Consider the following 26,719-nt stretch of genomic DNA (forward strand, 5'->3'; position numbering starts at 1 on the left):
ACTCAGGGGCCCGTGCGGCACAGCGGGGGCGAGGTTCGACCGAAGTGTCACCGCCCGCCGGCCCACCGCGCGAGCAGCGCCCAGAGCAGCCGCTGCGGTCGGTCGGGGAGACCGGCCACGGTGAACGAGAAGCCGTGCTCGGCGTTGATGCGGGCGAGCTCGCGCAGCGGCGGGCGGGCCGGCGCGGCGGCCATCGCCCGGAGCTGGGCCTGCAGCGGTCCCGCGGGCGTCTCGACCGTCCGGAGACGGACCGGCTCGTCGAAGGGGTTGGCGAACCCGTGGGTCGTCCCCGGCGGGACGGCGACCGTCTCGCCCGGCTGGACCAGCCGGCGCTCGGGCCCCACCCGCACCACGAGGAGACCGGACTCGACGGTGAACACCTCGCGCTCGTGACGGTGCCGGTGGGCCGGCGGCCCGGCGTGGCGCGGCGGCAGGACCGCGGAGAAGACGAAGTCCGGCCCGGAGGCCTCGACGGTGATCTCCTGGCCGTCGGCGAACGCGATCGTGCTCACGCCACCGAGTCTTCCCCGAGACGGTCCGGGGCGGGTGTCCGGAGCCCGACGGCGGCGACGACGGCGCCGAGCAGGGGAAGGGCGACGACCCCGAGGACGCCGAGACGGATCGCGCTCAGCGCGACGTCGGGCGGGGCCCCGACGGTGCTCCCGCCCAGCGCGCCAGCGACCAGCGCGGCGACGACGGCGAGGCCGAGTCCGCCGCCGACCTGCAGCGCCGTGTTGTTCAGCCCGGCCGCCGCTCCGTGATCGGATGCGTCGACCCCGTCCAGCCCGCCGAGCGTGGCGGCCGGGTAGGCGACGCCCATGCCGAGCCCGAAGGAGACGACGGTGGCGAGGACGGTCACCCACGTCGCCGTGGCGGGCGACAGCGCGAACAGGACGGCGTTGCCGACCGCCACCACCACGAGCGCCGCCGGGTAGACGACGGGCAGGCCGTGGCGCTCGAGCAGCCGCGCGGCGAGGACCTGCCCGACCGCCGCGGAGAGCACCGCGCCGGGCAGCAGCACGAGCGCCGTGGCCCACGGCGAGCGGCCCAGCACCTCCTGCTGGTACACGGTCACGAGGTAGGAGACGCCGAACGGCGCCGCGAGCACGGTCAGCGCCGCGACGTCGCTCGCCATCGCCCGCCGCCGTCGCAGCAGACGGGGCGGCAGCAACGGGTCACGGCGCCGGCGCTCGGCGAGCAGGAAGACCGCGAGCAGCAGCGCGGCGGCCGCGAGGGGCACGCCGACGGTGACCGCGGTCGCCGCGGGCGTCCCGGCCAGCGTGACGCCCAGGACCACGAGGACGCTCACCCCGGTGAGGGCGCCGGCCCCGGTCAGGTCCAGGGCGCGGCGCCCCGCGGGGGTCCACCGGGGGACGACGACGGCCGCGGTGACCAGGACGAGCACGACGACGGGGACCTTGGCGAGGAAGATCCAGCGCCAGGAGAGCCCGTCGGTGAGCACCCCGCCCAGCACCAGGCCCGCCGAGAAGCCGCTCGCGGCCGCGACGGCGAAGGCCGCGAACGCCCGCGTGCGCGCCGGGCCCTCCGCGAAGGACCCCGCGAGCACCGCGACGGCGGCCGGCACCGTCAGGGCGGCGCCGACGCCCTGGACCGCGCGGGCGGTGAGCAGCCACGCCGGCGACGGGGCGATCCCGCAGGCCAGGGACGCGGCACCGAACACCGCGAGGCCGGTCAGCAGCACCCGCCGGGCGCCGAGGACGTCGGTCAGCCGCCCGCCGAGGAGGAGGACACCCCCGTAGGTCACGACGTAGGCGGCGGCGACCCACGGCAGGACGGCGAGGCCGACCTGCAGATCGCGCTGGATGCTGGGCAGGGCGACCTGGGTGATCGAGAGGTCGAGCGCGTCGAAGAAGATCGAGGCGCAGACGACGGCGAGCAGGACGGGGCGGCGCGGCGGCACGCGGCGGACGCTAGGTCCGTGATCGGCGACGACGGAAACACCGATCGCGGCGTGATCCACACGCCCGGCGAGTGAATCCCGGACGTACGGTGCGGTCGTGGAGCTCCGGCACCTCGAGGCCTTCCTCGCCGTCGCGGACACGGCGAGCTTCACCGCCGCGGCCACGCGCCTGCACATGACGCAGCAGAGCCTCTCGCGCCTCGTCGCCCAGCTCGAGCGCGAGCTCGGCGTGCGGGTCTTCGACCGCACCACGCGGTCCGTGGCGCTCACGGCGCCGGGGCGGGCGATGGTCGACCCGGCCCGCCGGTCGGTCGACGCCGCCGCCGAGGCCGCCGCGACGGCGCGCGGGTCGGCGACGGGGCCCGTCGAGGTCCGCGTCGACGTCTCCTCCAGCGGTCTGGACACCGGCGCCCGGATCGTGGCGGCGCTGCGCCGGGCCCACCCCGAGGTGCTCGTGCACGAGGTCGAGGTCGGCGTCGCCGCCGGGGTCCCGATGCTGCGTGATCGTCGGCTCGACCTCCTGTTCGGCCTGGTCACCGACCCCGTCGACGACCTCGCGGAGGAGGTCGTGCGGCGGGAGCCCGTCGTGCTCGGCGTCGGCGCGGAGCACCGTCTGGCGGCCGCCTCGGACGTCCCGGTGGCCGAGCTCGCGGGCGAACGGCTGCTGTTGCCGTCCGACGACGCGGCGGGCGAGTGGGTGCGCTTCGTCGAGCTCTTCTGCCGCCAGGCCGGCGTGACGCCCCGCCGGTGGCCGGGCATCACCCACGGATCGTCGGCGGCCGCCGAGGCCGTCGCGGGCGGCGGCTGCGTCGTCCCGACGCTCGCGTGGCACCGCCCGCCCGGGCACGTGGTGTTCCGGCCGTTGACGGACCCCGAGCCCCTGTTCGCGTGGTCGATGATCTCCCGCCCGCGGGAGCTCGGGCCGTTGCGGGCGACCGTCCGGGGCCTGGCGCGTGCCGAGCGCTGGCTGCCTCAGGAGGGCGCGCGCCGCCAGCGTGCGGGGCCGTCGCGGTAGAGGTCGCCACCGTGGAGGTCGTTGACGACGAGGGCGGGGAAGTCGCGGACCTCGAGCCGGCGCACGGCCTCGGCGCCCAGGTCCTCGTAGGCGATGACCTCGCTGGCGGTGATGCACTGGCTGAGCAGCGCCGCGGTGCCCTCGATCGCGCCGAAGTAGACGCAGCCGTGCTCGAGCATCGACTCCTTGACCGTCTCCGAGCGCCGGCCCTTGCCGATCATCCCGCGCAGCCCGCGCTCGACGAGCAGCGGCGACCACGCGTCCATCCGCGACGCGGTCGTCGGTCCGGCGGCGCCGATCGCGTGGCCGGGCCGTGCGGGCGTCGGGCCCACGAAGTAGAGCGTCTCGCCGGCCGGGTCGAAGGGGAGCCGCTCGCCGCCCTCGACGGCCCGCGCGAACCGCTCGTGGGCCGCGTCCCGCCCGGTCACCAGCGGACCGGACAGGAGCACGGAGTCGCCGCTGTGCAACGCGCGGATGGCCTCGGCGTCGAGGGGCAGGGACAGCTCCGTCACAGGGTCACCGTCCGGACGCGGTGGGAGTGGCAGTCGAGGTTGATCGCCACGGGGAAGGCGGCGATGTGGGTCGGGTAGGCCTCGACGTGCACGGCCACCGTGGTCACCGTGCCGCCGAAGCCCGCGGGGCCGATACCGGTCGCGTCGATGGCGTCGACGAGCTCGGCCTCCAGCTCGGCGAGCTTCGGATCGGGCGACGGGGAGCCGGTGGGCTCGCGGGTCAGCGCCTTCTTGGCGAGCACGGCCGCGCGGTCGAAGGTGCCGCCCATCCCGATGCCGACGGTCACCGGCGGCGACGCGCTCGGCCCGGCGGCCTCGATCGTCTCGACGACGAACTTCCGCATCCCGGCGACGCCCGCCGCCGGCGTGAGCATCCGCAGCGCCGACATGTTATCGCAGCCCGCGCCCTTGACCAGCAGCGTCAGCCGCACGCCGTCGCCCTCGACGAGGTCGTAGTGGACCATCGCCGGGGTGTTGTCGCCGGTGTTGACGCGGTCGACGGGCGAGCGCACGAGCGAGGCGCGCAGGTATCCCTCGCGGTAGCCCTCGGCGACGCCGCGGTCGAGCGCGGCGGCCAGCGAGCCCCCGGTGAAGTGGACGTCCTGGCCGATCTCGAGGAAGCACACCGCGTAGCCGGTGTCCTGGCAGAAGGCGATCCGCTCGCGGGCGGACACCTCCGCGTTCGCGAGCAGGCGGTCGAGCACCTCCTGCCCGATCGGCGATCGCTCGCGGTCCCGGGCCCGTTGCAGCGCCTCGACGTGGTCGCCGCGCAGCTCGTGGTTGGCCTCGACGCAGAGCTTCCGGACGGTGTCGGCGACGTCGTCCACCGCGATCTCCCGCACGCGCCCGTCCTACCGCCTCAGCGGGTCGCGTGCACGAGGTAACCGTCGGGCCCGCCCTCGGGGGTCGCGGGCGCTCGGCCGAACGCCGTGGACACCGCGGTCACGGTGTGCACGTCGCTCGACCATCCGCGCGCGGCGAGCAGCGCGGCCGGGGCGTCGGTCCCGAACACCCACGGCATGCCGAGACGGGCGAAGCGCTCGAGCATCGGGGTCGTCGCGAGCAGGTCGAGCAGTGCCCGGCCGACGACGTCGGTGAGCAGGTGGCTCCCGGGCGACGAGAGCTCGGTGACGCGGTCGAGGACGCACGACCGTGCCGCCGTCCCGGCCGACCCCGCGGCGGCTCGACGCGGCGGAGGACCGGTTGCTCGACGCCCTGGCCCGCGACGGGCGCACGCCCGCGCCGGCGCTCGCGTCGGCGACCGGGTGGTCCGAGTCCTCGGTGCGCCGGCACCTCGACCGCCTGCGTGACGAGGGCGTCCTGCGCTTCGAGGTGGACGTCGAGCCCGGGGCCGTGGGCATGGCCTGCGAGGCGGTGCTGTGGCTCACCGTCGCGCCGTCCCGCGTCCCGGCCGTCGCCACGGCGCTCGACGCGCACCCGGCCGTCGCCTTCGCGGCGTCCACGACGGGCGCCACCAACGTGGTCGCCTTCGTGCTGTGTCCCGACATCGACGCGCTGCACGACCTGCTCGTCGGCGACCTCGGCGCGACCCCGGGGATCGACGGCGTGGACACGGCGCCGGTGACGCGCCACGTCAAGCGCGCCGGGGCCCTGGTCCTCCCACCGCCGGGGCGCACAGGCATGTGCCGCCGGGTGTTCGGGTAGGCGAGGGGCAACCCCGAGACACGACCCCGCGAACACCCGCGGGCCCTGAGGAGGAACACCGGATGGACCTGTCGCGCACGCGTGAGATCTTCGAGCGGCCGGGACCGTTCGCGACGGTCTACCTGGAGGCCGTGCAGGCAGGGGAGAACTCGGCGAAGCAGGTCGAGCTCCGCTGGCGGGACCTGCAGAAGCAGCTGCAGCAGCGGGGCGCCGACGACAAGACGATCGCCGCGCTCGACGAGGAGCTCGGCGACGACCGCGCCGGCTCCCTCACCGAGGTCGGGCGGGTGCTCGTCGCCTCTGCGGACGGCGTGCTGTTCGACGACGAGGTCGAGGCCGTCGGCGCGGCGGGCGACGTCGCGATCTGGAGCCCGCTGCCCGAGCTGGGGCGCTACTACCGCTCGCAGTCGAGCTCGGTGCGCACGCTGCTGGCGATCGTCGACCAGACCGGCGGCGACCTCTACGAGCTCGTCGCCGCGTACGAGACCGGCGCCCGCGAGCTCGACGAGCAGCACATCAGCGGCAGCGCGGTCGAGAACGTGCACAAGGCGCGCGAGGGCGGCAACGCGCACAAGCAGCGCCAGCGCCGCCACGAGAAGGCGACGTACCAGAACGCCGAGGAGGTCGTCGCCGGCCTGCGCAGCGCCGCCTCGTCGTTCCGGCCGCAGGTCCTCGCCCTCGCCGGCGAGGTCCAGGGCCGCCAGGCCGTGCGCTCGAAGCTGCCGACGGAGCTGGCGGAGATCACCGAGGAGCTCGACGCCGGCAGCCGCGCCGCGGGCGCCTCGGAGACCGCGCTCGAGGACGAGTTGCTGCGCGTCGCCGGCACCGTCGCCACCGGCGAGGAGGGCCGCGTCCGCGAGCAGCTCCTGGAGGGCAAGGCGCACGCCAACGCCGTCGAGGGCCTCGAGCCCGTGCTGGAGGCCGCGCGCACCGGCGCCGTCGACACCCTCGTGCTCGTCGACGGGCAGGAGATCCCCGGCGAGCTCTACGTCGGCTCCTCGCCCGAGCAGATCTCGACCGACCCGAAGAACCTCGCACAGCTCTCCGACACCGAGCCCGTCGCCCGCCCGTCCGAGCAGGTGCTCCTGCGCGCGGTCGGCGCCCTCGGCGGCAGCGTGTCGGTCCTCGGCGGCGGCACGTCGCTGCAGGACGGCGTCGGCGCGCTCCTGCGCTTCCCGACCGGGAGCTGATCGGAGCAGCGCCGGGTGACCAGCGAAGTGCCGTCACGGACGCTCAGCGTCCGTGACGGCACTTCGCTGACACCACCACGTACGACGTTCAGCCCAGCAGGGCGCTGAGTTCGCGGGCCGCGGTGCGCGCGTCGTCGAGGGTGACGTAGGGCGCCGCGAAGCCGAACCGCAGCAGGTCCGGCGGCCGGGCGTCGACGACGACGCCGCGCCGGGCCAGTGCCGCGCAGAGCCCCTCGGCATCGGGCACGCGCACCGCGACGTGCCCGCCGCGCCAGTCGTGCTCGCGCGGTGTGACGACGTCCACCGCCGGCAGGGCCGCGAGGAAGGCGTCGCCCAGGGCCAGCGACGCGGCGCGGACGTCGGCGAGGTCGGCGGCGTCGGGGTCGTCGAACACCCCCAGCGCCCCGTCGAGCGCGAGCATCGAGAGCATCGGCGGGGTCCCGACCCGCAGCCGCCCGACGCCCGGCGCCGGGGTCCACGCCTCGGTCATCCCGAACGGGTCGGCGTGGCCGGTCCAGCCGGTCAGCGGCGGGTCGAGGGCGTCGTGGTGGCGCGCGGCGACGTAGGCGAACGCCGGCGCGCCCGGCCCGCCGTTGAGGTACTTGTACGTGCACCCGACGGCGAGGTCGACGCCGAGCGCGTCGAGGGCGACGGGCATCGCGCCGACGGCGTGCGAGAGGTCGGCGACCACGACGGCGCCCGCGGCGTGGGCCCGCTCGACGATCGCGGCGAGGTCCCAGCGCTCCCCGGTGCGGAAGTCGACCGCGGGCACGGCCACGACGGCGGTGTCGGCGTCCGGGACCATCGCCGGCGGCGAGGACGTCACCAGCCGGAGTCCCGTCAGACGCGCCACCGACGACGCCAGGTAGCGGTCGGTGGGGAAGTGGCCGGCGTCGGAGAGCAGCGTCGCGCGCCCCGGACGCAGCCGTCCAGCGGCGACGAGCGCGCCGAAGAGCTGCACCGACGTCGAGTCGCCGACGACGGTCTGCCCCGGCGCGGCCCCGACCAGCGCACCCACCCGGTCGCCGAGCCGCCGGGGCGTCGCCCACCAGCCGCAGTCCTCCCAGCCGGCCACCCCGACGCGAGCCCACTGGTCGTCGACGGCCGCGAGGAGCGCGTCCCGGGCCGCCCGCGGCTGCGCGCCCAACGAGTTGCCGGCGAGGTACACCGCGTCGGACCCGTCGGGCGCGCGGGGCAGGACGAAGCGGTCCCGGGCGAACCCGGGCTCAGGCGAACTGCTCGAGGGCACGGATCTTGTTCGTGGCGTCGAGCGCGGCGACCTTGTAGGCCTCGGAGAGCGTCGGGTAGTTCAGCACCGCGTCGACCAGGTAGTCGACGGTGCCGCCGCACCCCATGATCGCCTGGCCGATGTGCACCAGCTCCGTGGCCGACGTGCCGAAGACGTGCACCCCGAGCAGGGCATGGGTCTCGGGGGAGACCAGGAGCTTGAGCATCCCGTAGTTGTCCCCGACGATCTGGCCGCGCGCGAGCTCGCGGTAGCGCGAGATGCCGACCTCGTAGGGGACGGACTTCTCGGTCAGCTCGGCCTCGGTCGCGCCGCAGTAGCTGACCTCCGGGATCGTGTAGATCCCGTACGGCGACACGTCGGTCATCGAGGCTCTGCCGGCTTCTTTGGGGTGCTCGCCGAACGCGTGGTACGCCGCCTGCCGGCCCTGCTCCATCGAGGTCGCCGCCAGCGCGGGGAAGCCGATGACGTCGCCGACGGCGTAGATGTGCGGCACCGCCGTGCGGTAGTGCTCGTCGACCTTGATGCGCCCCCGCGCGTCGGCCTCGAGACCTGCGCGCTCGACCCGGATCTCGTCGGTGACGCCCTGGCGCCCCGCCGAGTACATGACCGTCTCGGCCGGGATCTTCTTGCCCGACGCCAGCCGCGTCACCGTGCCGCGGTCGGACACGGACACCCCGGCGACCTCCTCGCCGAACCGGAAGGTCACCGCCAGGTCCCGCAGGTGGAACTTCAGCGACTCCACGACCTCGGCGTCGCAGAAGTCGAGCATCTGCGGCCGCTTCTCGACGACGGTGACACGGGTGCCGAGGGCGGCGAACATCGACGCGTACTCGATGCCGATCACGCCGGCGCCGACGACGACCATGCTGGCCGGGATCGTGTCCATCGCGAGGATGCCGTCGGAGTCGACGACGCGGCGGTCGTCGAACTCCACCTCCGGCGGCCGTGCGGGCCGGGTCCCGGTCGCGACGACGATCCGGTCGGCGGTGACCGCCTGGTGCTCGCCGCGACGCTCGCCGACGACCTCGACGGTGTGCTCGTCGACGAACCGCCCCTCCCCGGAGAGCAGGTCGACGCGGTTGCGCTGCAGCTGCGCCCGGATAACCTCGACCTCGCGCCCGATGACGAAGTGGGTGCGCGCGAGGAGGTCCTGGACGGTGATGTCCTGCTTGACGCGGTAGCTCTCGCCGTAGAGCCCGCGCATGGCGTAGCCGGTGAGGTAGAGGACGGCCTCGCGCAGCGTCTTGGACGGGATCGTGCCGGTCTGGGTGCAGACCCCGCCGACCATCCCGCGACGCTCCACGACCGCGACCCGCTTCCCGAGCTTCGCGGCCGCGATGGCCGCCTTCTGCCCGCCGGGGCCCGAGCCCAGGACGAGCAGGTCGTAGTCGCGGCGCGCGGAGGGCACGGTCTCCTCCGCGGCGTCGTCGGGTGAGGGGTCCGTCGCGGGATCCACCGGGTGCACGGGCCCAGCCTCGCCGCCGGGGTGGGCCCCGGCAAGCCGGGCGGGATGACGAGCGCGCGAACTCCGCCCGAGTTGTCCACAGCCGGGAGAAGCGGCGGGATCCGGGGGAACCGGCGCTGCGTCGAACCAGGTGTGAGCACCGACCACCGCCCTCGTCCCCCCGGCCCCACCCGTCCGTCCCGCGCCGGCTCCCCGTCGGCCCGGCTGCGCGTCCACGACCCCGGTGAGCTGATCGCCGCGGTCCCGCACCTCCTCGGCTTCACGCCCGAGGCGTCGATCGTGCTGGTCGCCGTCCACGGGCGGGGGCGTCGCCGCGGGCTCGGCGTCGTGGCCCGCGCCGACCTGCCGGCACCCGGTGACGTCGACGCGCTGGCCGCAGGGTGCGCCACGCCGGTCGCGGCGAGCGGGCCGCAGGAGGTGATGGCGATCGTCGTGGCGGAGCCGGCGCCCGACGGCGAGCCGCCGCGGCCGGACGTCGTCGCGGCCGTCGGGGCGGCGTTCGGCGAGCGCGGGATCCCGGTGCGTTCCCGGCTGTGGGTGCCGCGCATCGCCGCCGGCGTCCGGTGGCGGTGCTACCCGCCGTGCGACTGCGCCGGCTCGGTGGCGTCCCCGGACGACTCGCCCCTCGCGGCCGAGATGGCGTGGCGCGGCCGGATCACCCACGCGTCCCGCGGCGAGATGGAGGGCTCGCTCGCGCCCGCGGTCCCGCCGCGGCTGCCGGAGCTGGTCCGCGCCGAGCACGAGGCGGCCCGGCTCGACCGCGAGCTCGGCGGGCCCGCCGCCGCGCGGCGCGACCTGGCCGCGGTCGTCGCGGCCCGCGACGAGGTCGCCGCCGGCCGCCCGCTCGGCGACGAGGAGCTCGCGCGGCTCGCCGTGGCCCTCGGCGATCCGGGGGTGCGCGACACCGTCATGGGGTGGGCGCTCGATCCGGACGAGGCGGTCGCGGACGCGGCCGAGCGGCTGTGGACGCAGCTGGTCCGCGCGCTGCCGGAGCCCGACGTCGCCGAGCCGGCGATCCTGCTGGCGTGCGCGCTGCTCGTGCGCGGGGGATCGGCGCTGGTCACGGTCGCGCTCGACCGCGCCCTGGCCGCCGATCCGGGTCACCGGCTCACCCGGCTCATCGACTCCCTGCTCGCCTCGGGGATGGGCCCCGACGCGCTGCGGACGCTCGTCCGGGAGTCGAGCGACGAGGCCGCGGCGCAGCTGCGGGGACGCGCCGGATGAGTCCGCTCAGCGGGCGGGGCAGACCGCGGCGAGCTGCTCGAGCAGCTCCCCGAGCGCCGCCGGGGAGTCGACGAGGTGGTCCGCCCCGGCCGCCCGCAGCTCGGCGGCGCCGCCGAAGCCCCAGGTCACGCCGACGGCGGGCAGGTCGTGGGCGTGGGCGCCGTCGACGTCGTGGTGCCGGTCGCCCACGAGCGCCACGACCGGCCCGTCGCAGGTCTGCAGGGCGAGGTCCACGACGGCGGCCTTGCCGGCCAGCGACCCGTCGAGGGTGGCGCCGAAGACGCCGGCGTCGAACGCCGCGTCGAGCCCGACGTGGCGCAGCACCTCGCGGGCGTAGACGTCGGGCTTGCTCGTGGTCAGGGCCGGCCGGTGCCCGGCCTTGGCGAGCCGGGCCAGCATCGCGGGGACGCCGTCGAAGACGGTGACGTCGTAGAGCCCGCCCGCGGCGTACACCTCCCGGTAGGCGTCCATCATCGCCTCGGCGGTGGCGGGGTCGTGGCCGAGGACGTCGACGAACGCCTGCGGGAACGGCGGACCGAGCAGGGCGCGCACTTGGTCGGCGTCGGGGCGTGGCACCCCGGCGCCGTCCGCGGCCGCGGCGAGCGAGGCGGCGATGCCGGGCGACGAGTCGACCAGGGTGCCGTCGAGGTCGAAGAGGACCAGCGCGGTCACGAGGTCCGGGACCGGGCGAACGCCCACGCGTCGGCGACGATGCCGTCGAGGTCGGTATGGGTGGGCTTCCACCCGAGGTCGGCCTGCGCCCGGGCCGAGGACGCCACGAGCACGCCGGGGTCGCCCGCCCGCCGCGGCGCCACCCGCGCCGGGATGGGGTGCCCGGTGACCCGGCGGCAGGCCTCGATCACCTCGAGCACGGAGAACCCGGTGCCGTTGCCGAGGTTGCAGACGAGGTGACCGCCGGCCGGCCCGTCGCCCCGGGCCAGCAGGTCCAGCGCGAGGAGGTGGGCGTCGGCGAGGTCGTCGACGTGGATGTAGTCGCGCACGCAGGTGCCGTCCGCGGTGGGCCAGTCGTCGCCGTAGACCGCGATCTCGTCGCGCTGCCCGAGAGCGACCTGGAGCACCAGCGGGATGAGGTGGGTCTCGACCGTGTGCCGCTCGCCGAGGGCCGGGACGCTGGTGCCGCCCGCGGTGCCGGTGTGGGCGCCGGCGACGTTGAAGTAGCGCAGGCTCACCGCCCGGAACTCCCCGCCCGCGGCCGCCGCGTAGGTGCCGATGGCGTGGTCGACGGCGAGCTTGGTGGCGCCGTAGGTGTTGGTGGGCCGCGTCGGCGCGTCCTCGGTGATGGGCGAGGTCTCGGGCTCGCCGTAGGTCGCCGCGGTCGACGAGAACACCAGGCGGGGCACGCGGTGGCGGCGCAGGGCGTCGAGCAGGGCGATCGTGGTGACGACGTTGCCGTGCCAGTACTTCGCCGGCTTCTCGGTCGACTCGCCGACCAGGGAGCGCGCCGCGCAGTGGATCACGCCGTCGACGTCGCCCCCGCCGAGCACGTCGTCGGCCGTCTCGGCGACGTCGCCCACCACGAGGCGGGCCCCGTCGGGCACGGCGTCACGGTGCCCGGTCGACAGGTCGTCGACGACCACCACGTCGTGCTCCGCGTCCAGCAGGTGCCGCGCGCACACGCTGCCGACGTATCCCGCCCCGCCCGTGACCACCAACGTCATGACCGTCAGTGTGCCGGGCGGAGCCGGGCGCACCCGGTGCGGGGGCTCGTGCGGGAACTACTGCGCGCGCACCAGCACGGCGTGGGCGACGAGCGGGTCGACCGAGGCGTTGGCGCCCTTGTGCCCGACCCCGACGGCGTCGCCGAAGCGGGGGATGGCCACGACGTCGACATCGCTGCCCGGCAGGACGCCGGCGCTCTTGAGGTCGGCCATCAGCCGCTCGTTGAGCTGGATGTGCTCGGCGATCCGGCGCACCTCGACCTTGCCGCCACCGCTGCGGGCGAACTCGTCGAGCCGCACGAGGCCGGCCTCGTCGGGGGTGGGCGTGCGGGCGGGGGCGGTGACCTCGGGGTCGGCCTCGTTGCCGCGCAGGTACGCGAGGCCGGGGATGGGGTTGCCGTACGGGGAGACCGAGGGCTCGCCGAGCAGCGTGAAGAGCTTGCGCTCGACGGCGTCGCTCATGACGTGCTCCCAGCGGCACGCCTCGACGTGGACGTGCTCCCACTCGAGGCCGATGACGTTGACGAGCAGCAGCTCGGCGAGGCGGTGCTTGCGCATGACGGCGACGGCCTTGGCGCGGCCGCCGGGGGTGAGCTCGAGGTGGCGGTCGCCGGCCACGTGGACGAGACCGTCGCGCTCCATCCGCGCGACGGTCTGGCTCACCGTGGGCCCGCTCTGCTCCAGACGCTCGGCGATCCGGGCTCGCAGGGGGACGACCCCTTCCTCCTCGAGCTCGTAGATCGTCCGGAGATACATCTCGGTGGTGTCGATGAGGTCGTTCATGCCCACCCCTTTCCGCCACGCCATCCTACCGACGAGATCGGACACCGGACGGCGGAGACGCCGTGCGGCAGGGCACGATCGCAGCATGGCCACCTCGCCGGGTCCACTACCCACCCCTGTCGTGCCCGTCGCCTGGCTCCGCGACGCCCTGCAGCGTGAGGAGGGGCGCCCGGTGGTGCTCGACGTGCGGTGGACGCTGCGGCCGCCGCCGAAGAACGCCAAGGAGCGCAAGGCGGCGGCGCGGGAGGACCCGCCCGGCCTCGTCGAGCACGACGCAGGCCACGTCCCGGGGGCGGTCTACGTCGACCTCGACACCGAGCTCGCCGGCCCGCCCGGTCCGGCCGGGCGCCACCCGCTGCCCGACCCCGACGTGCTCGAGGAGACGCTCCAGCGCGCCGGCGCCGACCGCGGCGGCGAGGTCGTCGTCTACGACGGCGGCGACGGGATGGCGGCCGCGCGGGCGTGGTGGGTGCTGCGCTGGGCCGGCCTGCCCCACGATCGGGTCGCGGTGCTCGACGGCGGCTTCCCCGCGTGGGTGGCGGCCGGCGGCGAGGTCACCACCACCGGCACCGGTGTCCGCCGGCCGGGCAGCCTGCAGATCACGACCGGCTCGATGCCGGTGCTCACCGCGGAGGACGCCGCGGGCGTCGCCGGGTCGGGGGAGGCCGTCCTGCTCGACGGGCGGGCGCCCGAGCGCTTCCGCGGCGAGACCGAGCCGCTCGACCCGGTCGCGGGCCACGTCCCGGGCGCGGCGAGCGCACCGGCCGCGGCGCTCGTCGCGGACGGGCACTGGCGCGACCCCGAGGGCGCCGCCGAGGTGCTGCGCCCGCTCGTGGACGGGGCGGGCACGGTCGGTGCCTACTGCGGGTCGGGCGTCAGCGCGGCGATGCTCGTGCTCGGGCTCGAGCACGCGGGCCTGCGCCCGCCCGACGACCCCGCGGGGCTCTACGTCGGCAGCTGGTCGCACTGGTGCGGGACGGGGCGCCCGGTCGAGACCGGGGCGTGACCGCGGCCGGTACGGTCGGGGCGTGACGAGCTCCGGGGTGCCGACGGTGGATCCGGCCCGCGTGGCCGTCGTGTGGGACGAGAGCCTGCTCGGCTACAAGCTCTCGGAGGACCACCCGCTGCACCCCGTCCGGCTGGACCTCACGATGCGCCTCGCGCGCACGCTCGGCGTGCTCGAGGGGATCGAGCCGATGGTGCCGACGCCGGCGCCCGACGCGGAGGTCGAGCGCATCCACCTGGCCTCCTACCTGGAGGCCGTCCGGCGGGCGCCCACGAGCGGCGACGATCCGGTCCACCAGCTCGGCACCACCGACAACCCGATCTTCGAGGGCATGCACGAGGCCAGTGCCCTGGTGTGCGGCGGGTCGATCGCCGCCGCCCGGGAGATCGCCGAGGGCCGCGCCGACCGCGCGGTGAACATCGCCGGCGGCCTGCACCACGCGATGGCCGACCACGCCTGGGGCTTCTGCGTCTACAACGACTGCGCCGTCGCGATCTCCTGGCTGCTCGACCACGGCTACGAGCGCATCTGCTACATCGACACCGACGTCCACCACGGCGACGGCGTGCAGAAGGCGTTCTACGACGACGACCGCGTGCTGACGATCTCCATGCACCAGCACCCGCGCACCCTGTGGCCGGGCACCGGGTTCGCCTCGGAGCTGGGTGCGGGCGCCGCGTCCGGGTCCGCGGTCAACCTCGCCCTGCCGCCCGGCACGCGCGACGCCGGTTGGCTGCGGGCCTTCCACGCGGTCGTCCCGGGCCTGCTGCGGGCGTTCCGGCCCCAGATCCTGGTCACCCAGTGCGGCGTGGACACCCACCACGAGGACCCGCTGGCCGAGCTGTCGCTCTCGGTCGACGGCCACCGCGCGATCTACCGGAGCCTGCGGCGGCTCGCGGCCGAGCACAGCGACGGCAAGTGGCTCGCCCTCGGCGGCGGGGGCTACGGCCTCTTCCGGGCCGTGCCGCGCTCGTGGACGCACCTGCTCGCGACGGTCCTCGACCGCGACGTCGAGCCGCACCGGCCGATCCCGGCGGACTGGACCTCCTACGCGACGGAGAAGACCCGCCGGCCGCTGCCGACCTCGATGACCGAGGAGGCCCCGACGGACTTCGAGCCGTGGGGCGGCTTCACCGAGGTCGAGGTCGACCCGTTCCTGCTCGAGACGCGGCGCGCGGTGTTCCCGCTGCACGGTCTCGACCCTGCGGACAGCCGTGACTGACCCGCGGGCACACCGATCCCCCTGGGGCTCTCGATGACCGAGTCGACGACCGAGACCGCCGACCCCGACGCGGCCACCGCGGAGGTCCGCGCGGTCCCCGACGCCCCCTACCCGGCGCATTGGGAGGCCGACGTCGTCGCCTCCGACGGGGCGACCGCGCACCTGCGGCCGATCTCGTCCGCCGACGCCGCCGCGGTCGTCGCCTTCCACGGGCAGCTCTCGGACCGCACCCGCTACTTCCGCTACTTCAGCCCCTACCCGCACATCCCCGAGCGCGACCTCAAGAACTTCGTCGAGGTCGACCACCACGACCGCGTCGCGCTCGTGCTCTGGCTGGGCCGGGAGATCATCGCGATCGGGCGCTACGTGCGGCTCGCGCAGTCGTCGGCCGCCGAGGTCGCGTTCGTCGTCCGCGACGACCACCAGGGCCGCGGCCTGGGTTCGATCCTCCTGGAGCACCTCGCGGCCGCGGCGCGCGAGTGCGGCCTGACGCGCTTCGTCGCCGAGGTGCTCACCGAGAACCACCAGATGGTGCGCGTCTTCCGCGACGCCGGGTTCGAGGTCAGCCGGGCCCTGGAGGGCTCGACGCTGCACCTGGAGTTCGACGTCGCGTCGACCTCGCGGGCCCGGGAGGTCCAGCACGCCCGCGAGCAGCGCGCCGAGGCCCGCAGCGTGGCGAACGTCCTCTCGCCGCGCTCGGTCGCGGTCGTGGGCGCCTCGCCGGACGAGACGAAGATCGGCCACGTCGTCCTGGCGAACCTGCTGCGCGGCCGGTTCACCGGGCCCGTCTACCCGGTGCACCCGGAGGCACGCTCGGTGCGCGGGGTGCGGGCGTACCCGACCGTCACCGACATCCCCGACGACGTCGACCTCGCGGTGCTGGCGGTGCCGCCCGACGAGGTGCCGGGCGTGTTCGACGCCTGCCTCTCGAAGGGCGTGCGCGCGCTCGTCGTCATCACCTCGGGCTTCGGCGAGACCGGCCCGACCGGGCTCGCCGCCCAGCGCGAGCTGGTCACCGACGCCCGCGCGAACGGGATGCGGGTCGTCGGCCCGAGCGCGCTCGGCGTGGTGAACCTCGCCGCGGACGTGTCACTGAACGCCTCCCTGGCGCCGGTGCTGCCCCCGCCGGGGCGGGTCGGGTTCTTCTGCCAGTCCGGCGCGCTCGGTATCCAGATCCTGGCCGCGGCCGCGGACCGCCGACTCGGGCTGTCGTCGTTCGTCTCGGCCGGCAACCGCGCCGACCTGTCGGGCAACGACCTCATGCAGTACTGGGACACCGACCCCGACACCGACGTCGTGCTGCTCTACCTCGAGACCTTCGGCAACCCGCGGAAGTTCGCCCGCGTCGCGCGCCGGCTGGCCCGCCAGAAGCCCGTCGTCGCGGTGAAGAGCGGGCGCCACGTCGCCGCCGCGCCAGGGCTCGCCGCCAGCACCCAGCCGATCGACGAGGCCGCGGTGGCGGCGGTGTTCGACCAGTCGGGGGTCATCCGGGTCGACTCCGTCGACGAGCTCTTCGACGCCGCCCAGCTGCTGGCCCACCAGCCGCTGCCGCCGGGCCCGCGGATCGGGATCGTCGGCAACTCGACCGCGCTCGGGGTGCTCGCCGCCGACGTCGTCCTGGCCCAGGGCCTGTTCCTGGCCCGCGACCCGGTCGACCTGGGCACCGCCAGCGGCGCCGAGGAGCTGCGCGAGGCGGTCACCGACCTGCTCGCCGACGACCAGTGCGACGCGCTCGTCGTCGCCTTCGTCCCGGCGGTCACCACCGACCCGACCGACCACGCGCAGGCCCTCGCCGACGCCGTCCGCGGCGCCGACAAACCGGTGGTCTCGACGTTCCTGGCCTCCGAGGGCGTGCCCGAGGTGCTGACGGTGCGCGCCGAGGAGGACGGCCGGGGCAACGGGCACGGCAACGGGCACGGCAACGGGCACGGCAACGGGCACGGCAGCGGGCACGGCGATGGGCACCGCGACGCCGGCCCGCAGCGGGGCAGCATCCCGTCCTACCCGAGCCCGGAGCGCGCGGTCCTCGCGCTGGCCCGGGCGGTGCGCTACACGCAGTGGCGCTCGCGCCCCGTCGGCGACTTCGTCGTACCCTCCGGCGTCGACGTCGACGCCGCGCGGGCGTTCGTCGACGAGCTGGCGCCCGCGCCGCGCACCGTGCTCTCCGACGAGCAGGCCGACGCCCTGCTGCGCTGCGTCGGCGTCGTCGTCGCCCCGTTCCGCCGCGTGCGCTCGGCCGACGAGGCGGTCGCGGCCGCGCGGGAGCTGGGCGGCGCGGTGGTGCTCAAGACCGCCGACCGCCGGTGGCGCCACCGCACCGACCTGCGCGGGGTGCACGTGGGGCTGACCGAGTCCTCGGCGATCGCGAGCGCCTACGAGCAGCTCGTCGACCTGTCGGGCGCGGACGAGGTCTACGTCCAGGTGCAGGCGCCGCCCGGCATCCCGTGCGTGGTGGAGATCCGCGACGACCCGTCGTTCGGGTCGCTGGTGTCGTTCGGCCTCGCGGGCGTGGTGGGGGAGCTGCTGGGCGACCGCGCCTACCGCGCCACCCCGCTGTCGACGATGGACGCCGCGACGCTGGTCCGCGCGCCCCGCGCCGCGCCGCTGCTCGACGGCTACCGGGGCGCCCGGCGCGCGGACCTGCCGGCGCTCGAGGACCTCGTGCTGCGGATCGGCGTGCTCGCCGACACCGTGCCGGAGATCCGGTCGCTGGTGCTCGACCCGGTGCTGGCCGCCGACCGCGGCGCCCACCCGACCGGCGTCACCGTCACCCTCGGCCCGCCGCCGGGCCCCCGCGACGCCGGTCCCCGCCGCCTGCGCTGAGGAGCCGCACCTCACGAAGGAGTGACCGCGTCGGGGCGGCGGGGTGGCCCGGGGGAGCCCTACGGTCGGACGGACCATGCGCCGCGCACCGATGCTCCCGACGACCCTGCGCCTCGGCCTGCTCGCGGCGATCGTGCTGCTGGCCGCGGGGTGCGGGTCCGGGGGCACACCGGAACCGCCGCCGGAGGCACCGCCCACGATCCCGACCGGCGCACCGCCGCCGTCGAACCGACCGGTGCCGGCGACCCCCGACCCGCTCGTGGCGACGCCGCCCGCCGGGGCCGGCGCGCTGCCCGCCGAGCGCGTCGACGCCGGCGCGCTGCCCGCCGGGCTCCCGACGCTCGTGTGGACGCGGGGCGACCGCGTGGTGGGGGTCTACGGGCGCGCCGGGGGGTGCACCGACGCACGCGCGGAGGTCGTCGAGCAGGGGGCCGACCGGGTGGTGCTGCGCGTGGTGCAGTTCAGCACCGGTCCCGGACCGTGCACGCGCGAGCTCGTGTACCCGCCGCTCGAGGTGACCCTCGATGCGCCGCTGGGGGAGCGCCGGGTCGTCCTCACGGGTGCGGTGCCCTAGGAAAAGCCGGAAGACCGGGCCGGCCCCCGACCGTCCCGGTCTCCCGTCGCCGGCGGGCCGCGTCGCGCGCCGCCTGCCTCGTGGTTGGCCGGACCGGTGCGCTCCACGTGAGTGCGATCACACCCGGCCCGTGTGATTCAGACTGCCGTTACCGGCGAGTCACCGTCAATGCGCACTTCGGGCGGCCGCAACGTGACCGATCCGGTCACGCTGCGTCCCCGGAGATCCCGCTCAGCTGGCCGCGTAGGCCTTCAGGCGGCGCGCCCGGTCGCCGTCGCGGAGCTTGACCATGACCTCGCGCTCGATCTGGCGGACCCGCTCGCGGGAGAGCCCGAACTGGCGCCCGATCTGGTCGAGCGTGCGGGGCTGGCCGTCGTCCAGGCCGTAGCGCAGCCGGATGACGTTCTGCTCGCGCTCGTCCAGCGTCGCGATGACGCGGCGCATGTCGTCGTGGAGCAGCCCCGAGATGACCGTCGACTCGGCGTCGGTGGCCTCGGCGTCCTCGATGAAGTCCCCGAGCGGGGCCTCCTCCTCGGAGCCGACCGGCATGTCCAGGCTGACCGGGTCGCGGCTGTGGTCCAGGAGGTCGGCGACCTTCTCCGGCGTCAGCCCCGACTCCTCGGCCAGCTCCTCGTTGGTCGCCTCGCGACCGAGGGTCTGGTGCATGTCGCGCTTGATGCGGGCCAGCTTGTTGACCTGCTCGACCAGGTGGACGGGCAGGCGGATGGTGCGGGCCTGGTCGGCCATGCCGCGGGTGATGGCCTGGCGGATCCACCACGTCGCGTAGGTCGAGAACTTGAAGCCCTTGGTGTAGTCGAACTTCTCGACCGCGCGGATCAGACCGAGGTTGCCCTCCTGGATGAGGTCCAGCAGCGGCATGCCGCGGCCGGTGTAGCGCTTGGCCAGCGAGACGACCAGGCGCAGGTTGGCCTCGAGCAGGTGGGCACGGGCGCGGCGGCCGTCGCGGGCCACGGCCCGGAGGTCGGCGGCGCGCTGGCCGTCCATGTCCGCGGAGTCCTCGAGCAGGTGCGCGGCGTACACGCCCGCCTCGATGCGCTTGGCGAGCTCCACCTCGTCGGCGGCCGTCAGGAGCGCGGTCTTTCCGATACCGTTGAGGTAGACGCGGACGAGGTCCGCCGCAGGGCCCTGGGCGTCGAGATCGCTCTCAGCAGGCCCGGCGGGCACGGCCGCCTCGGGGCCGGTCTGCGGTGCGAGTGTCGCCGTCATTGCTTCCTCCCTGCGCGGCGCGAAGGTGCTGGGGCGCCGCGTCATCTGGTCGAACGCGTCGGGGGCGGCGTTCGTTCCCGAACTGGGATACAACGGAGGGGTAGCCCGATGTGGCGTGCCTGACGCATGGCACGCGCCACCCGGAGGCAACTCCGTCAGATCTCCACCAGCACGGTGAACGGGCCGTCGTTGACCGACTCAACGCGCATGTCGGCCCGGAACTTCCCGGTGGCGACGCTCGCCCCGCGCGCCCGCAACGCGGCCACGACGGCGTCGACGGCGGCGTGCGCGGCGGCGGGCGGTGCGGCAGCCGACCACGACGGCCGCCGGCCCTTGCGCGTGTCCCCGTAGACGGTGAACTGGCTGACGACGAGCAGCCCCGCGCCGGTCTCGGCGCACGACTCCTCGTCGCGCAGCAGACGCATCTCGTGCAGCTTGCGGGCCATCGTGGCCGGCGCGTCGGGACCGTCGTCGCGGTGCACCCCGAGCAGGACGAGCAGGCCGGGGCGGTCGAGCTCCCCGACGACCTCGCCGTCGACCACCACGCGCGCGGACGTCACGCGGCTCACGACGGCCCTCACGGCGCGGGCACCAGCATCCCGTGGTGCACGAGGTCGCGGACGACGGGCAGCGCGGCCTCCGCGAGCTCGTCGGCGTCGCGGCCGTGCGCGACGGCCAGGAGCCCGACGAGATCGCGCAGCGGCAGGTACCCGCGGCACCCCGCGAGCAGGGCGACGCCGAGCTCGTCGACGTCGTGGCGCCACTGGGGGCCGTCGAGACGCACGAGCGTCGCGGCCACCGGCTCCCACCCCTCGTCGGTGGAGACCAGCCCGCGCTCGAGGGCGACGGTGTCGGGCACGCGCAGGCGCACGTCGAGCAGCGCCTCGCCGGGGTGGCGCGCCAGCCAGGCCGTGCGGTCGAGCCACGCCTCGATCTCGGGGCCGAGCGGGTCGTCGTGGGACTGGCGCAGGTCCTCGCACACCACGGTCCCGGGCACGTCCGGCGCGGTCCGGCGCAGCGTGACGAACCCGAAGCCGACGGCGTGGACGCCCTCGGCGGCGAGGAAGTCGAGCCACCGCTCGGAGAGCTCCGTGCCCTCGGGCGAGGCCGGGTCGACGCCCGCGTCGCGCAGCCAGGTGCCCACGTGCAGGGCGGGGTCGGCGACGTCCCGTTGCACCACCCACGCGTCCAGACCGCCGGGCGCGGCCGACCGCGCCGCCTCCGCGAGCCACGCCTGCGGGCGCTCCGTCCAGTCCTCGGACGTGATGAGCCACGACGCGAGCAGCTGCGCGACGCCGCCCTCGGTGAGGTGCGCCGGCAGGGCCCCGACGAGCAGCGCCGACGCCCCGTCCCCGCCCAGCCCCGCGTCGCGGTACACGTGCTCGACCTGCGGCGGGCCCGGCACGAAGGGCGGATTGCTGACGATCTGGTCGAAGCGCCGCCCGGCCACCGGCTCGAGCCACGGGCCCGGGAGCACCTCCGCCCCGATCCCGCTCAGGGCGAACGTCGCCCGCGCCATCGCCAGGGCGCGCTCGGAGACGTCGGTGGCGGTGAGGTGCTCCGCGTGCCCCGACGCGTGCAGGACCTGCACCCCGCACCCCGTCCCGACGTCGAGCAGGGTGCCGACCGGGCGGCGCACGGTCGCCCGGGCCAGCGACAGCGACGCCGCCCCGGTGCCGAGGACGTGCTCCCGGCCCGCGGTGCGCAGGGCGGGGCCGACCTCGAGGTCGGAGAGCACCCACCACGGCGGCGCGGCGGGCAGGGCGGCGTCCCCGTGCGGGCGCAGGTCGAGTGCGGCCGTGACGAGGCCGTCCTCCTCGCTCAGCAGCCCGGCGGTGACGGCGTCGACGACGGCCACCGGCTCGAGGGCGGCGGCGACGTCGGCCCGGGGCAGGGTGTCGCCGAGCAGGAACAGCCGCACGAACGTGCCCGCGTCGCCGGCGTCCCGGACGGCGCGGCGGGCGGGTGTCGTCTCGCCGCGGTCGAGCGCGGCGCGGGCCGTCGACCCCAGCAGGGCGCTGACGCCGTCGACGGTGAAACCTCCCCGGAGCAGCGCGGTGCGTAAGCCACGCCACATTCGGGCATGTGGAGCCACGACACCGTCCGAACGGCGACGTTGTGCGTCGGGGTGGTCGGGTCGGGGCACGGGGAGATCGTCACACTGCCGCCGCAGTCGGTCCTCGCCACCCTGTCCGCGACCCCTCCGAACGCACCGTTGTCACAGGTCGGGGTTGTGCATGACGCTGCGCACACAGCACGGGGCACCACGCGTCCAGACGCTGGGGGGTGCCCGGGACGACGACCGGGAGGCTTACGCGGATGTCGGAACAGACCAGCGAGGGGAAGACCTACCCGCCGGACCCGGAGCTGTCCAGGACGGCCAACGTCCGGCCGGAGATGAAGGAGCAGGACCTCGAGACGTTCTGGGACGAGCAGGCCAAGCAGCGCCTGGACTGGTTCGAGGACTACGACCAGGTCCTGGACTGGCAGCTGCCGTACGCGAAGTGGTTCGTCGGCGGCAAGCTCAACGCCTGCTACAACTGCGTCGACCGGCACGTCGAGGGCGGGAAGGGCGACAAGGTCGCGCTGCACGTCGTGCCCGACGACGGCCCGGACTCGTCCGAGACCCGCGACATCACGTTCTCGCAGCTCCAGCGCGAGGTCGTGAAGATGGCCAACGGCCTCAAGGAGCTCGGCGTCGGCAAGGGCGTGCCGGTCGGGATCTACATGCAGATGATCCCCGAGGCCGTCGTGGCGATGCTCGCCTGCGCCCGGCTCGGCGCGCCCCACACCGTGGTGTTCGGCGGGTTCAGCGGCAAGGCCGTGGCCGAGCGCTGCAACGACCTCGAGTGCAAGGTCCTCATCACCCAGGACGAGGCGATGCGCGGCGGCAAGGCCGGCGCGCAGAAGACCAACGCCGACGAAGGCCTGGACGCCGGCCCCACCACCGTCGAGAAGATCGTCGTGGTGCGGCGCAGCGGCGCCGACATCCCGATGAACGACCGGGACGTCTACCTGCACGACCTCACGGCGAACGTCTCGGACGACCCCGAGAGCTGCCCGTGCGAGCCGATGGAGTCCGAGGACCTGCTCTTCCTCCTCTACACGTCGGGCTCGACCGGCAAGCCCAAGGGCGTCGTGCACACGACGGCCGGCTACCTGCTCGGCGTCACGACGACCCACAACCTCGTCTTCGACGTGAAGGACGACTCGGTCTACTGGTGCGCCGCCGACATCGGCTGGATCACCGGGCACAGCTACATCACGTACGGCCCGCTGGCCAACGCGTGCACCTCGGTGCTCTACGAGGGCGTCCCCGGCTACCCGGACAAGGCCGTGTGGTGGAAGATCATCGAGAAGTACGGTGTCTCGATCCTCTACACCTCGCCCACGGCGATCAAGTCGCACATGAAGGCGGGCGAGCAGCACCTCGAGGGCCACGACCTGTCCTCGATCAAGATCCTGGGCAGCGTCGGCGAGCCGATCAACCCCGACGTGTGGGAGTGGTACCGCGAGCACGTCGGCGGCGGCAAGGCGCCGATCATGGACACCTGGTGGCAGACCGAGACCGGGCACATCCTCATCACGCCGCTGCCCGGCATCACGACGCTCAAGCCCGGCATGGCGCAGCAGCCGTTCCCGGGCGTGCGACCGGAGATCCGCGACGACGAGAGCAACCAGCTCGACGTCGAGCAGACCGGGAACCTCGTGCTCACCCAGCCCTGGCCGGGCATGATGCGCACGCTCTACAAGGACGACGAGCGGTTCAAGGACACGTACTGGTCGAAGTACTCCGACGCGTACTTCGCCGGTGACGGCGCCAAGTACGACGCCGACGGCGACATCCAGCTCATGGGTCGCATCGACGACGTCGTCAACGTCTCGGGCCACCGCCTCTCGACCTTCGAGGTGGAGAGCGCGCTGGTCGAGCACGCCGACGTGGCCGAGGCCGCCGTCGCGGCGCGCAAGGACGACGACACCGGCCAGGCGATCATCGCCTTCGTGTCGCTCAAGGGCGACAAGCAGGGCACCGAGGAGCTGGAGCAGGCGCTGCGCGAGCAGGTGGCCCAGTCGATCGGCAAGCTGGCCCGCCCGGCGTCGGTGATCTTCGCCAACGACCTGCCGAAGACGCGGTCGGGCAAGATCATGCGGCGCCTGCTGAAGAACCTGGCCGAAGGTGAGGAGCTGGGCGACACGTCCACGCTCGTCGACCCCTCCGTCGTCGAGGAGATGCAGAAGCAGATGCAGGGCTAGGTGCGCTCCGCGCAGGTGAGCACTTCGGAGTGCCTGGGCACTCCGAAGTGCTCACGTGCCGGAGGCACGGCGCGGTGCCCTCTGGTCGTTCCGAGGGGTCGCCGCGCCGTGGTGTGCAGCGAACGCGCCCGGGCTTGCAGCGAACGCGCTCGTGGTTGCAGCGAACGCGCTGTTCGCCGCTTCTACGCGCACGAAGTCCCCGTTGATCACGACCAGGCGCGCGCGGGTCGGCTCGTCGAGACCGTGCGGGGCCGGAGATCAAGAGCGCGCTGTGCACCCGGCGCGACGGATGCCGGTGCGTGGCGCGCTCCTGATCTCCGGGACCGGGCCGGTCAGCTCACGGCCGGCGGCTGGAGCTCGGCGGCCGCGTGGTCGGGGTGCTCCGTCTCGTGCGGGGCGGGGCGCTCCGGCGGGTCCTCGCCGCGCAGCACCGCGAGCTGCTCGGTGATCCGGCCCATGATCCGGTCGGTGGCCTCCTGCAGGGCCTTGCGGCCGATGCGGCCCTCGCGCAGGTCGTCGAGGGCGACCGGCGGGCCGGCGAGGACCTGCAACGTGGCGCGCGGGAAGAGCGTCGGTCGCGTCGCCGTCGGCGGGAGGAGCATGTTCGAGCCCCATTGCGCGACGGGGATGACGGGAGCGCCGGTCTCCAGAGCCATCCGCGCGATGCCGGTGCGGGCGGCGCGCGGCCAGCCGTCGGAGTGGTCGGCGAACCCGCCCTCCGGGTAGACCACGACGACCTCGCCGCGCCCGACGGCCTCGACCGCCGCCCGGTAGGCCTCGATCCCGGACTTGCCGCGGTCGACCGGGATGTGCCGACCGCCGCGCAGCGGTGCGCCGACCACCGTCTTGCCCCACAGCTCCTTCATCGCGAGGAACCGCGGCACGCGGCCCTGGGCGAGCGTGTAGGCGACAAGGACGATCGGGTCGACGTGCGAGAGGTGGTTCACCGCGACCAGCGCGCCCCCCGACGTCGGGATCTGGCGGCCGCCGCGGAAGTCCCAGCGCGCCACGGCCATGAGGACCGGCCACAGCACGTCGATCGCGAACCCGTACCAGAAGCCGCGGTCCGTGCGCGGGTAGAGCACCCAGATCGCGAGCTTGCGCCAGAGCCGGATCGCCCGCCCCGAGCGCCGACGGTCGTGGGACTGGGAGATCCGCCGGAGTCGGTCCTGCCGCGCCATGACACAGATCATGTCTGTCCGGCCCGGGTCGTGCATGCGTAGAAGCCCCCGGGTCAGTCGCGCCCGGCCTCGACGATCTTCTCCGCCAGCAGGCCGGGGTTGGTGAACATGACCTCGTGGCTGCCCGGCAGCTGGACGAGCCGGTACATGCCCAGCCGGCTCGACATCCGCGGGTGCCACGCCCACTCGCCCGGCGGCAGCGCGATGTCCTCGGTCGCGTTGATGTAGGAGCGCGGGATCGTGGACTCGTAGAAGCGCGTGAGGGCGAGCTTGTCGCGGAACGGCTGGTACGGCTCGGGGGAGAGCAGCTCGTAGGTCGACTGCGCCAGCTCGAGGGGCGCGTCCTGGATGAACGCCTCCCGCCAGATCGGGAACGGCAGCATGATCGTGTTGTCGCCGCTCGCGCCGGCGAGCTGGGCGAAGAGCTCGCGGTAGTGCGGCGGGGTCTCGTCGTCGAGGCAGTTGCCCGGCGCGGGCACGAAGGCGTTCCAGAAGACCAGGCGCCGGAGCCGCTCGGGGATCTCCTCCGCGACGCGGGCGATGACGGTGCCGCCGAAGCTGTGGCCGAGCAGGACGACGTCGGTGAGGTCGTGTCCGAGGATGTGGTCGACGATCGAGGCGACGCAGTCGTCGTGGTCGACGGCCTTGTCGACGCCCGGGCCGTGCCCGGCGACGGTCGGTGTGTGGACGGTGTGGCCCTGCGCGCGGAGGGGTTCGGCCACCCCCTCCCACAGGCCGCCGTGGTGCCAGGATCCGTGGACCAGGACGTACGTGCTCATCGGGGTGTCCTCCCGGGCGGTCGAGAGCCGTCCTCCCGGCACCGTCGCCGAGGGTGCGACCGATCCTGGCCGGGTCGGCGACCGGGCGGAAGCGGCGAGGATCGGGCCATGATCCGTCCAGGTGCTCCTCTGACCCCATGACATCGGGTCGACGGAGCACCGGGAGCGATCTTGGGGCGCGCCGGGGTCAGCCGATGCCGTAACCGGGGCGGAGGAGGAGCTGCCCGCCGACGATCAAGGCAACGAGTGCAATGAAGATCCAAATGAGCGACCACACGAAATTGGGGATCAGGGTTCTCCCGGCGAGATTGGCGCCGTCCTGAGATGGGGCCCCCAGGAGACTGACGTTCTTGACGAAGCCGCCGATGAGGAGCACCCAGGCGATCCCGACGGCGAAGACAGCCTGGAGGTTGCCAGAACCCGCCAGGAGCAACCATGTGAGCCCGAGGACGACCAGAGTCGGCACGAGGAAGGCGAGGCCGCCCTTGGACAAGGCCACCGCAAGTACTGAAAGGACGATCGAGGCCAGAAGAACCGCCCACGGATTGCCCACGGCAATGAGTGCTGCGGCCGCCAGGCCCAGGAGCGGCGGGGTCGGATAGCCAACGAAGGAGCCGATGTTCTTCCTGATCCAGCCGCCGACATTCTTCGGCATCGTCCCGCCGTCGGCGTTGTCCTCGAGTTCCCAGTAGTCGGTGCCGCGCAAGGTGACGAGGTTGGCGAGCATGTGACCGCCTTCGTGGGCGAGGGTGTTGATGTAGGCGACCAGATATCGAGAGCCCAGAACGAGCAGAAGTGCGATGAAGCCAACCCCGTAGGCGAGCGGCTCTCCCACGATCGGGACGTCGTTGACTCCCAGTCCCACCCCCATGGGGTGAATCCGAGCACAGTTCGTACTCGGATCACCCGAACGACGCGCCGGGGAGACCCGATCGCGACATCCGGTTGTG

25 protein-coding genes are annotated in these 26,719 nt (G+C 74.6%); 9 read left to right on the plus strand and 16 right to left on the minus strand.

Annotated features, from left to right (window positions below; all coding sequences use genetic code 11):
• Nucleotides 1-47: 47 nt before the first annotated feature.
• Together QSK03_RS07100 and QSK03_RS07105 are read right to left on the minus strand one after the other, a co-directional pair.
• Complete coding sequence (locus QSK03_RS07100; protein WP_285649788.1) at nucleotides 48-512, minus strand: cupin domain-containing protein; 465 nt, start codon at nucleotides 510-512, stop codon at nucleotides 48-50.
• The gene (locus tag QSK03_RS07105) at nucleotides 509-1,921 is read right to left on the minus strand and encodes an MFS transporter (protein WP_285649790.1); all 1,413 of its coding nucleotides are present in this window, start codon (nucleotides 1,919-1,921) and stop codon (nucleotides 509-511) included. Before QSK03_RS07105 ends, QSK03_RS07100 begins: the two co-directional genes overlap by 4 nt.
• A 97-nt stretch (nucleotides 1,922-2,018) precedes the next feature.
• Between QSK03_RS07105 and QSK03_RS07110 the strand changes: the two genes are divergently transcribed.
• On the plus strand, nucleotides 2,019-2,936 hold the full coding sequence (locus QSK03_RS07110) for a LysR family transcriptional regulator (RefSeq protein ID WP_285649792.1): 918 nt from the start codon (nucleotides 2,019-2,021) through the stop codon (nucleotides 2,934-2,936).
• Here the strand turns inward: QSK03_RS07110 and QSK03_RS07115 are convergent.
• From QSK03_RS07115 to QSK03_RS07125, 3 genes are read right to left on the minus strand one after another with little or no spacing between them, the layout of a single operon-like run.
• Nucleotides 2,894-3,448, minus strand: coding sequence for a fumarate hydratase C-terminal domain-containing protein (locus tag QSK03_RS07115; RefSeq protein WP_285649794.1), 555 nt, complete (start codon nucleotides 3,446-3,448; stop codon nucleotides 2,894-2,896). The two genes, QSK03_RS07110 and QSK03_RS07115, sit on opposite strands and share 43 nt — an antisense overlap.
• Nucleotides 3,445-4,290 (minus strand): fumarate hydratase, encoded by an 846-nt coding sequence (locus tag QSK03_RS07120; protein ID WP_285649796.1) that lies wholly within the window; start codon nucleotides 4,288-4,290, stop codon nucleotides 3,445-3,447. Before QSK03_RS07120 ends, QSK03_RS07115 begins: the two co-directional genes overlap by 4 nt.
• A 17-nt stretch (nucleotides 4,291-4,307) precedes the next feature.
• Nucleotides 4,308-4,496, minus strand: a complete 189-nt coding sequence (locus QSK03_RS07125; protein WP_285649800.1) for a hypothetical protein — start codon at nucleotides 4,494-4,496, stop codon at nucleotides 4,308-4,310.
• A 104-nt stretch (nucleotides 4,497-4,600) separates the two neighbouring features.
• On the opposite strand from QSK03_RS07125, the gene QSK03_RS07130 reads away from it, so the two are divergent.
• Both QSK03_RS07130 and QSK03_RS07135 read left to right on the plus strand, forming a co-directional pair.
• On the plus strand, nucleotides 4,601-5,113 hold the full coding sequence (locus tag QSK03_RS07130; protein WP_285649802.1) for an Lrp/AsnC family transcriptional regulator: 513 nt from the start codon (nucleotides 4,601-4,603) through the stop codon (nucleotides 5,111-5,113).
• A gap of 62 nt (nucleotides 5,114-5,175) precedes the next feature.
• Entirely contained in the window at nucleotides 5,176-6,303 is a 1,128-nt protein-coding gene (locus QSK03_RS07135) for a baeRF2 domain-containing protein (protein ID WP_285649805.1), read from the plus strand.
• Nucleotides 6,304-6,391: 88 nt separating this feature from the next.
• Here QSK03_RS07135 and QSK03_RS07140 read toward each other — a convergent pair whose 3' ends face one another.
• Nucleotides 6,392-7,552 carry an aminotransferase class V-fold PLP-dependent enzyme gene (locus tag QSK03_RS07140; protein ID WP_285649807.1) on the minus strand — a complete coding sequence of 387 codons (1,161 nt, stop codon included), beginning with the start codon at nucleotides 7,550-7,552 and terminating at the stop codon, nucleotides 6,392-6,394.
• A complete protein-coding gene (gene sthA / locus QSK03_RS07145) occupies nucleotides 7,530-9,008 on the minus strand; it encodes a Si-specific NAD(P)(+) transhydrogenase (RefSeq protein WP_502872144.1) in 1,479 nt (492 codons plus the stop codon). The genes QSK03_RS07140 and sthA overlap by 23 nt, the downstream gene beginning before the upstream one ends.
• 141 nt (nucleotides 9,009-9,149) lie before the next feature.
• On the opposite strand from sthA, the gene QSK03_RS07150 reads away from it, so the two are divergent.
• Nucleotides 9,150-10,241: a DUF4192 domain-containing protein gene (locus QSK03_RS07150; protein WP_285649809.1), complete on the plus strand. Its 1,092-nt coding sequence runs from the start codon at nucleotides 9,150-9,152 to the stop codon at nucleotides 10,239-10,241.
• A 6-nt stretch (nucleotides 10,242-10,247) separates the two neighbouring features.
• Here the strand turns inward: QSK03_RS07150 and QSK03_RS07155 are convergent, their stop codons facing one another.
• From QSK03_RS07155 to QSK03_RS07165, 3 genes are read right to left on the minus strand one after another with little or no spacing between them, the layout of a single operon-like run.
• Nucleotides 10,248-10,940, minus strand: a complete 693-nt coding sequence (locus tag QSK03_RS07155; RefSeq protein ID WP_285649811.1) for an HAD hydrolase-like protein — start codon at nucleotides 10,938-10,940, stop codon at nucleotides 10,248-10,250.
• Nucleotides 10,910-11,920, minus strand: a complete 1,011-nt coding sequence (gene galE / locus QSK03_RS07160; protein WP_285649813.1) for a UDP-glucose 4-epimerase GalE — start codon at nucleotides 11,918-11,920, stop codon at nucleotides 10,910-10,912. The genes QSK03_RS07155 and galE overlap by 31 nt, the downstream gene beginning before the upstream one ends.
• A 57-nt stretch (nucleotides 11,921-11,977) precedes the next feature.
• Complete coding sequence (locus QSK03_RS07165) at nucleotides 11,978-12,703, minus strand: iron-dependent transcriptional repressor DtxR (protein ID WP_285649815.1); 726 nt, start codon at nucleotides 12,701-12,703, stop codon at nucleotides 11,978-11,980.
• Nucleotides 12,704-12,788: 85 nt separating this feature from the next.
• Between QSK03_RS07165 and QSK03_RS07170 the strand changes: the two genes are divergently transcribed.
• From QSK03_RS07170 to QSK03_RS07185, 4 genes are all read left to right on the plus strand, one after another.
• Nucleotides 12,789-13,709: a sulfurtransferase gene (locus QSK03_RS07170; RefSeq protein WP_285649817.1), complete on the plus strand. Its 921-nt coding sequence runs from the start codon at nucleotides 12,789-12,791 to the stop codon at nucleotides 13,707-13,709.
• A 22-nt stretch (nucleotides 13,710-13,731) separates the two neighbouring features.
• Entirely contained in the window at nucleotides 13,732-14,931 is a 1,200-nt protein-coding gene (locus tag QSK03_RS07175) for an acetoin utilization protein AcuC (RefSeq protein ID WP_285649819.1), read from the plus strand.
• Nucleotides 14,932-14,964: 33 nt separating this feature from the next.
• On the plus strand, nucleotides 14,965-17,754 hold the full coding sequence (locus QSK03_RS07180; protein WP_285649820.1) for a bifunctional acetate--CoA ligase family protein/GNAT family N-acetyltransferase: 2,790 nt from the start codon (nucleotides 14,965-14,967) through the stop codon (nucleotides 17,752-17,754).
• A 76-nt stretch (nucleotides 17,755-17,830) separates the two neighbouring features.
• Nucleotides 17,831-18,328 (plus strand): hypothetical protein, encoded by a 498-nt coding sequence (locus QSK03_RS07185; protein ID WP_285649822.1) that lies wholly within the window; start codon nucleotides 17,831-17,833, stop codon nucleotides 18,326-18,328.
• 231 nt (nucleotides 18,329-18,559) lie between these two features.
• Here QSK03_RS07185 and QSK03_RS07190 read toward each other — a convergent pair whose 3' ends face one another.
• From QSK03_RS07190 to QSK03_RS07200, 3 genes are all read right to left on the minus strand, one after another.
• Nucleotides 18,560-19,555: a sigma-70 family RNA polymerase sigma factor gene (locus tag QSK03_RS07190; protein ID WP_285649824.1), complete on the minus strand. Its 996-nt coding sequence runs from the start codon at nucleotides 19,553-19,555 to the stop codon at nucleotides 18,560-18,562.
• A gap of 155 nt (nucleotides 19,556-19,710) precedes the next feature.
• A complete protein-coding gene (gene dtd / locus QSK03_RS07195; protein ID WP_285649826.1) occupies nucleotides 19,711-20,136 on the minus strand; it encodes a D-aminoacyl-tRNA deacylase in 426 nt (141 codons plus the stop codon).
• Nucleotides 20,133-21,632: a DUF7782 domain-containing protein gene (locus tag QSK03_RS07200; protein ID WP_285649830.1), complete on the minus strand. Its 1,500-nt coding sequence runs from the start codon at nucleotides 21,630-21,632 to the stop codon at nucleotides 20,133-20,135. The genes dtd and QSK03_RS07200 overlap by 4 nt, the downstream gene beginning before the upstream one ends.
• Nucleotides 21,633-21,874: 242 nt before the next feature.
• Here QSK03_RS07200 and acs point away from each other — a divergent pair, with 242 nt between their 5' ends.
• Complete coding sequence (gene acs / locus QSK03_RS07205; protein WP_285649832.1) at nucleotides 21,875-23,809, plus strand: acetate--CoA ligase; 1,935 nt, start codon at nucleotides 21,875-21,877, stop codon at nucleotides 23,807-23,809.
• Between the two features lie 332 nt (nucleotides 23,810-24,141).
• On the opposite strand, the gene QSK03_RS07210 is transcribed toward acs, so the two are convergent.
• From QSK03_RS07210 to QSK03_RS07220, 3 genes are all read right to left on the minus strand, one after another.
• Nucleotides 24,142-24,990 (minus strand): lysophospholipid acyltransferase family protein, encoded by an 849-nt coding sequence (locus tag QSK03_RS07210; RefSeq protein WP_285649834.1) that lies wholly within the window; start codon nucleotides 24,988-24,990, stop codon nucleotides 24,142-24,144.
• A gap of 53 nt (nucleotides 24,991-25,043) precedes the next feature.
• A complete protein-coding gene (locus tag QSK03_RS07215) occupies nucleotides 25,044-25,769 on the minus strand; it encodes an alpha/beta fold hydrolase (RefSeq protein ID WP_285649836.1) in 726 nt (241 codons plus the stop codon).
• 187 nt (nucleotides 25,770-25,956) lie between these two features.
• Nucleotides 25,957-26,640: a M50 family metallopeptidase gene (locus tag QSK03_RS07220; protein ID WP_285649837.1), complete on the minus strand. Its 684-nt coding sequence runs from the start codon at nucleotides 26,638-26,640 to the stop codon at nucleotides 25,957-25,959.
• Nucleotides 26,641-26,719: the final 79 nt, after the last annotated feature.

It is taken from the genome of Actinomycetospora sp. NBRC 106375, from assembly GCF_030269665.1.
Lineage (GTDB): Bacteria > Actinomycetota > Actinomycetes > Mycobacteriales > Pseudonocardiaceae > Actinomycetospora.

Coding starts and splice junctions, on each gene's coding strand:
- galE (WP_285649813.1), bottom strand. CDS start 11,920: ATGACGTTGGTGGTCACGGGCGGGGCGGGATACGTCGGCAGCGTGTGC.
- QSK03_RS07170 (WP_285649817.1), top strand. CDS start 12,789: ATGGCCACCTCGCCGGGTCCACTACCCACCCCTGTCGTGCCCGTCGCC.
- QSK03_RS07165 (WP_285649815.1), bottom strand. CDS start 12,703: ATGAACGACCTCATCGACACCACCGAGATGTATCTCCGGACGATCTAC.
- QSK03_RS07210 (WP_285649834.1), bottom strand. CDS start 24,990: ATGGCGCGGCAGGACCGACTCCGGCGGATCTCCCAGTCCCACGACCGT.
- QSK03_RS07180 (WP_285649820.1), top strand. CDS start 14,965: ATGACCGAGTCGACGACCGAGACCGCCGACCCCGACGCGGCCACCGCG.
- QSK03_RS07190 (WP_285649824.1), bottom strand. CDS start 19,555: ATGACGGCGACACTCGCACCGCAGACCGGCCCCGAGGCGGCCGTGCCC.
- QSK03_RS07220 (WP_285649837.1), bottom strand. CDS start 26,640: ATGGGGGTGGGACTGGGAGTCAACGACGTCCCGATCGTGGGAGAGCCG.
- QSK03_RS07200 (WP_285649830.1), bottom strand. CDS start 21,632: ATGTGGCGTGGCTTACGCACCGCGCTGCTCCGGGGAGGTTTCACCGTC.
- acs (WP_285649832.1), top strand. CDS start 21,875: ATGTCGGAACAGACCAGCGAGGGGAAGACCTACCCGCCGGACCCGGAG.
- QSK03_RS07125 (WP_285649800.1), bottom strand. CDS start 4,496: ATGCTCGAGCGCTTCGCCCGTCTCGGCATGCCGTGGGTGTTCGGGACC.
- QSK03_RS07215 (WP_285649836.1), bottom strand. CDS start 25,769: ATGAGCACGTACGTCCTGGTCCACGGATCCTGGCACCACGGCGGCCTG.
- QSK03_RS07135 (WP_285649805.1), top strand. CDS start 5,176: ATGGACCTGTCGCGCACGCGTGAGATCTTCGAGCGGCCGGGACCGTTC.
- QSK03_RS07185 (WP_285649822.1), top strand. CDS start 17,831: ATGCGCCGCGCACCGATGCTCCCGACGACCCTGCGCCTCGGCCTGCTC.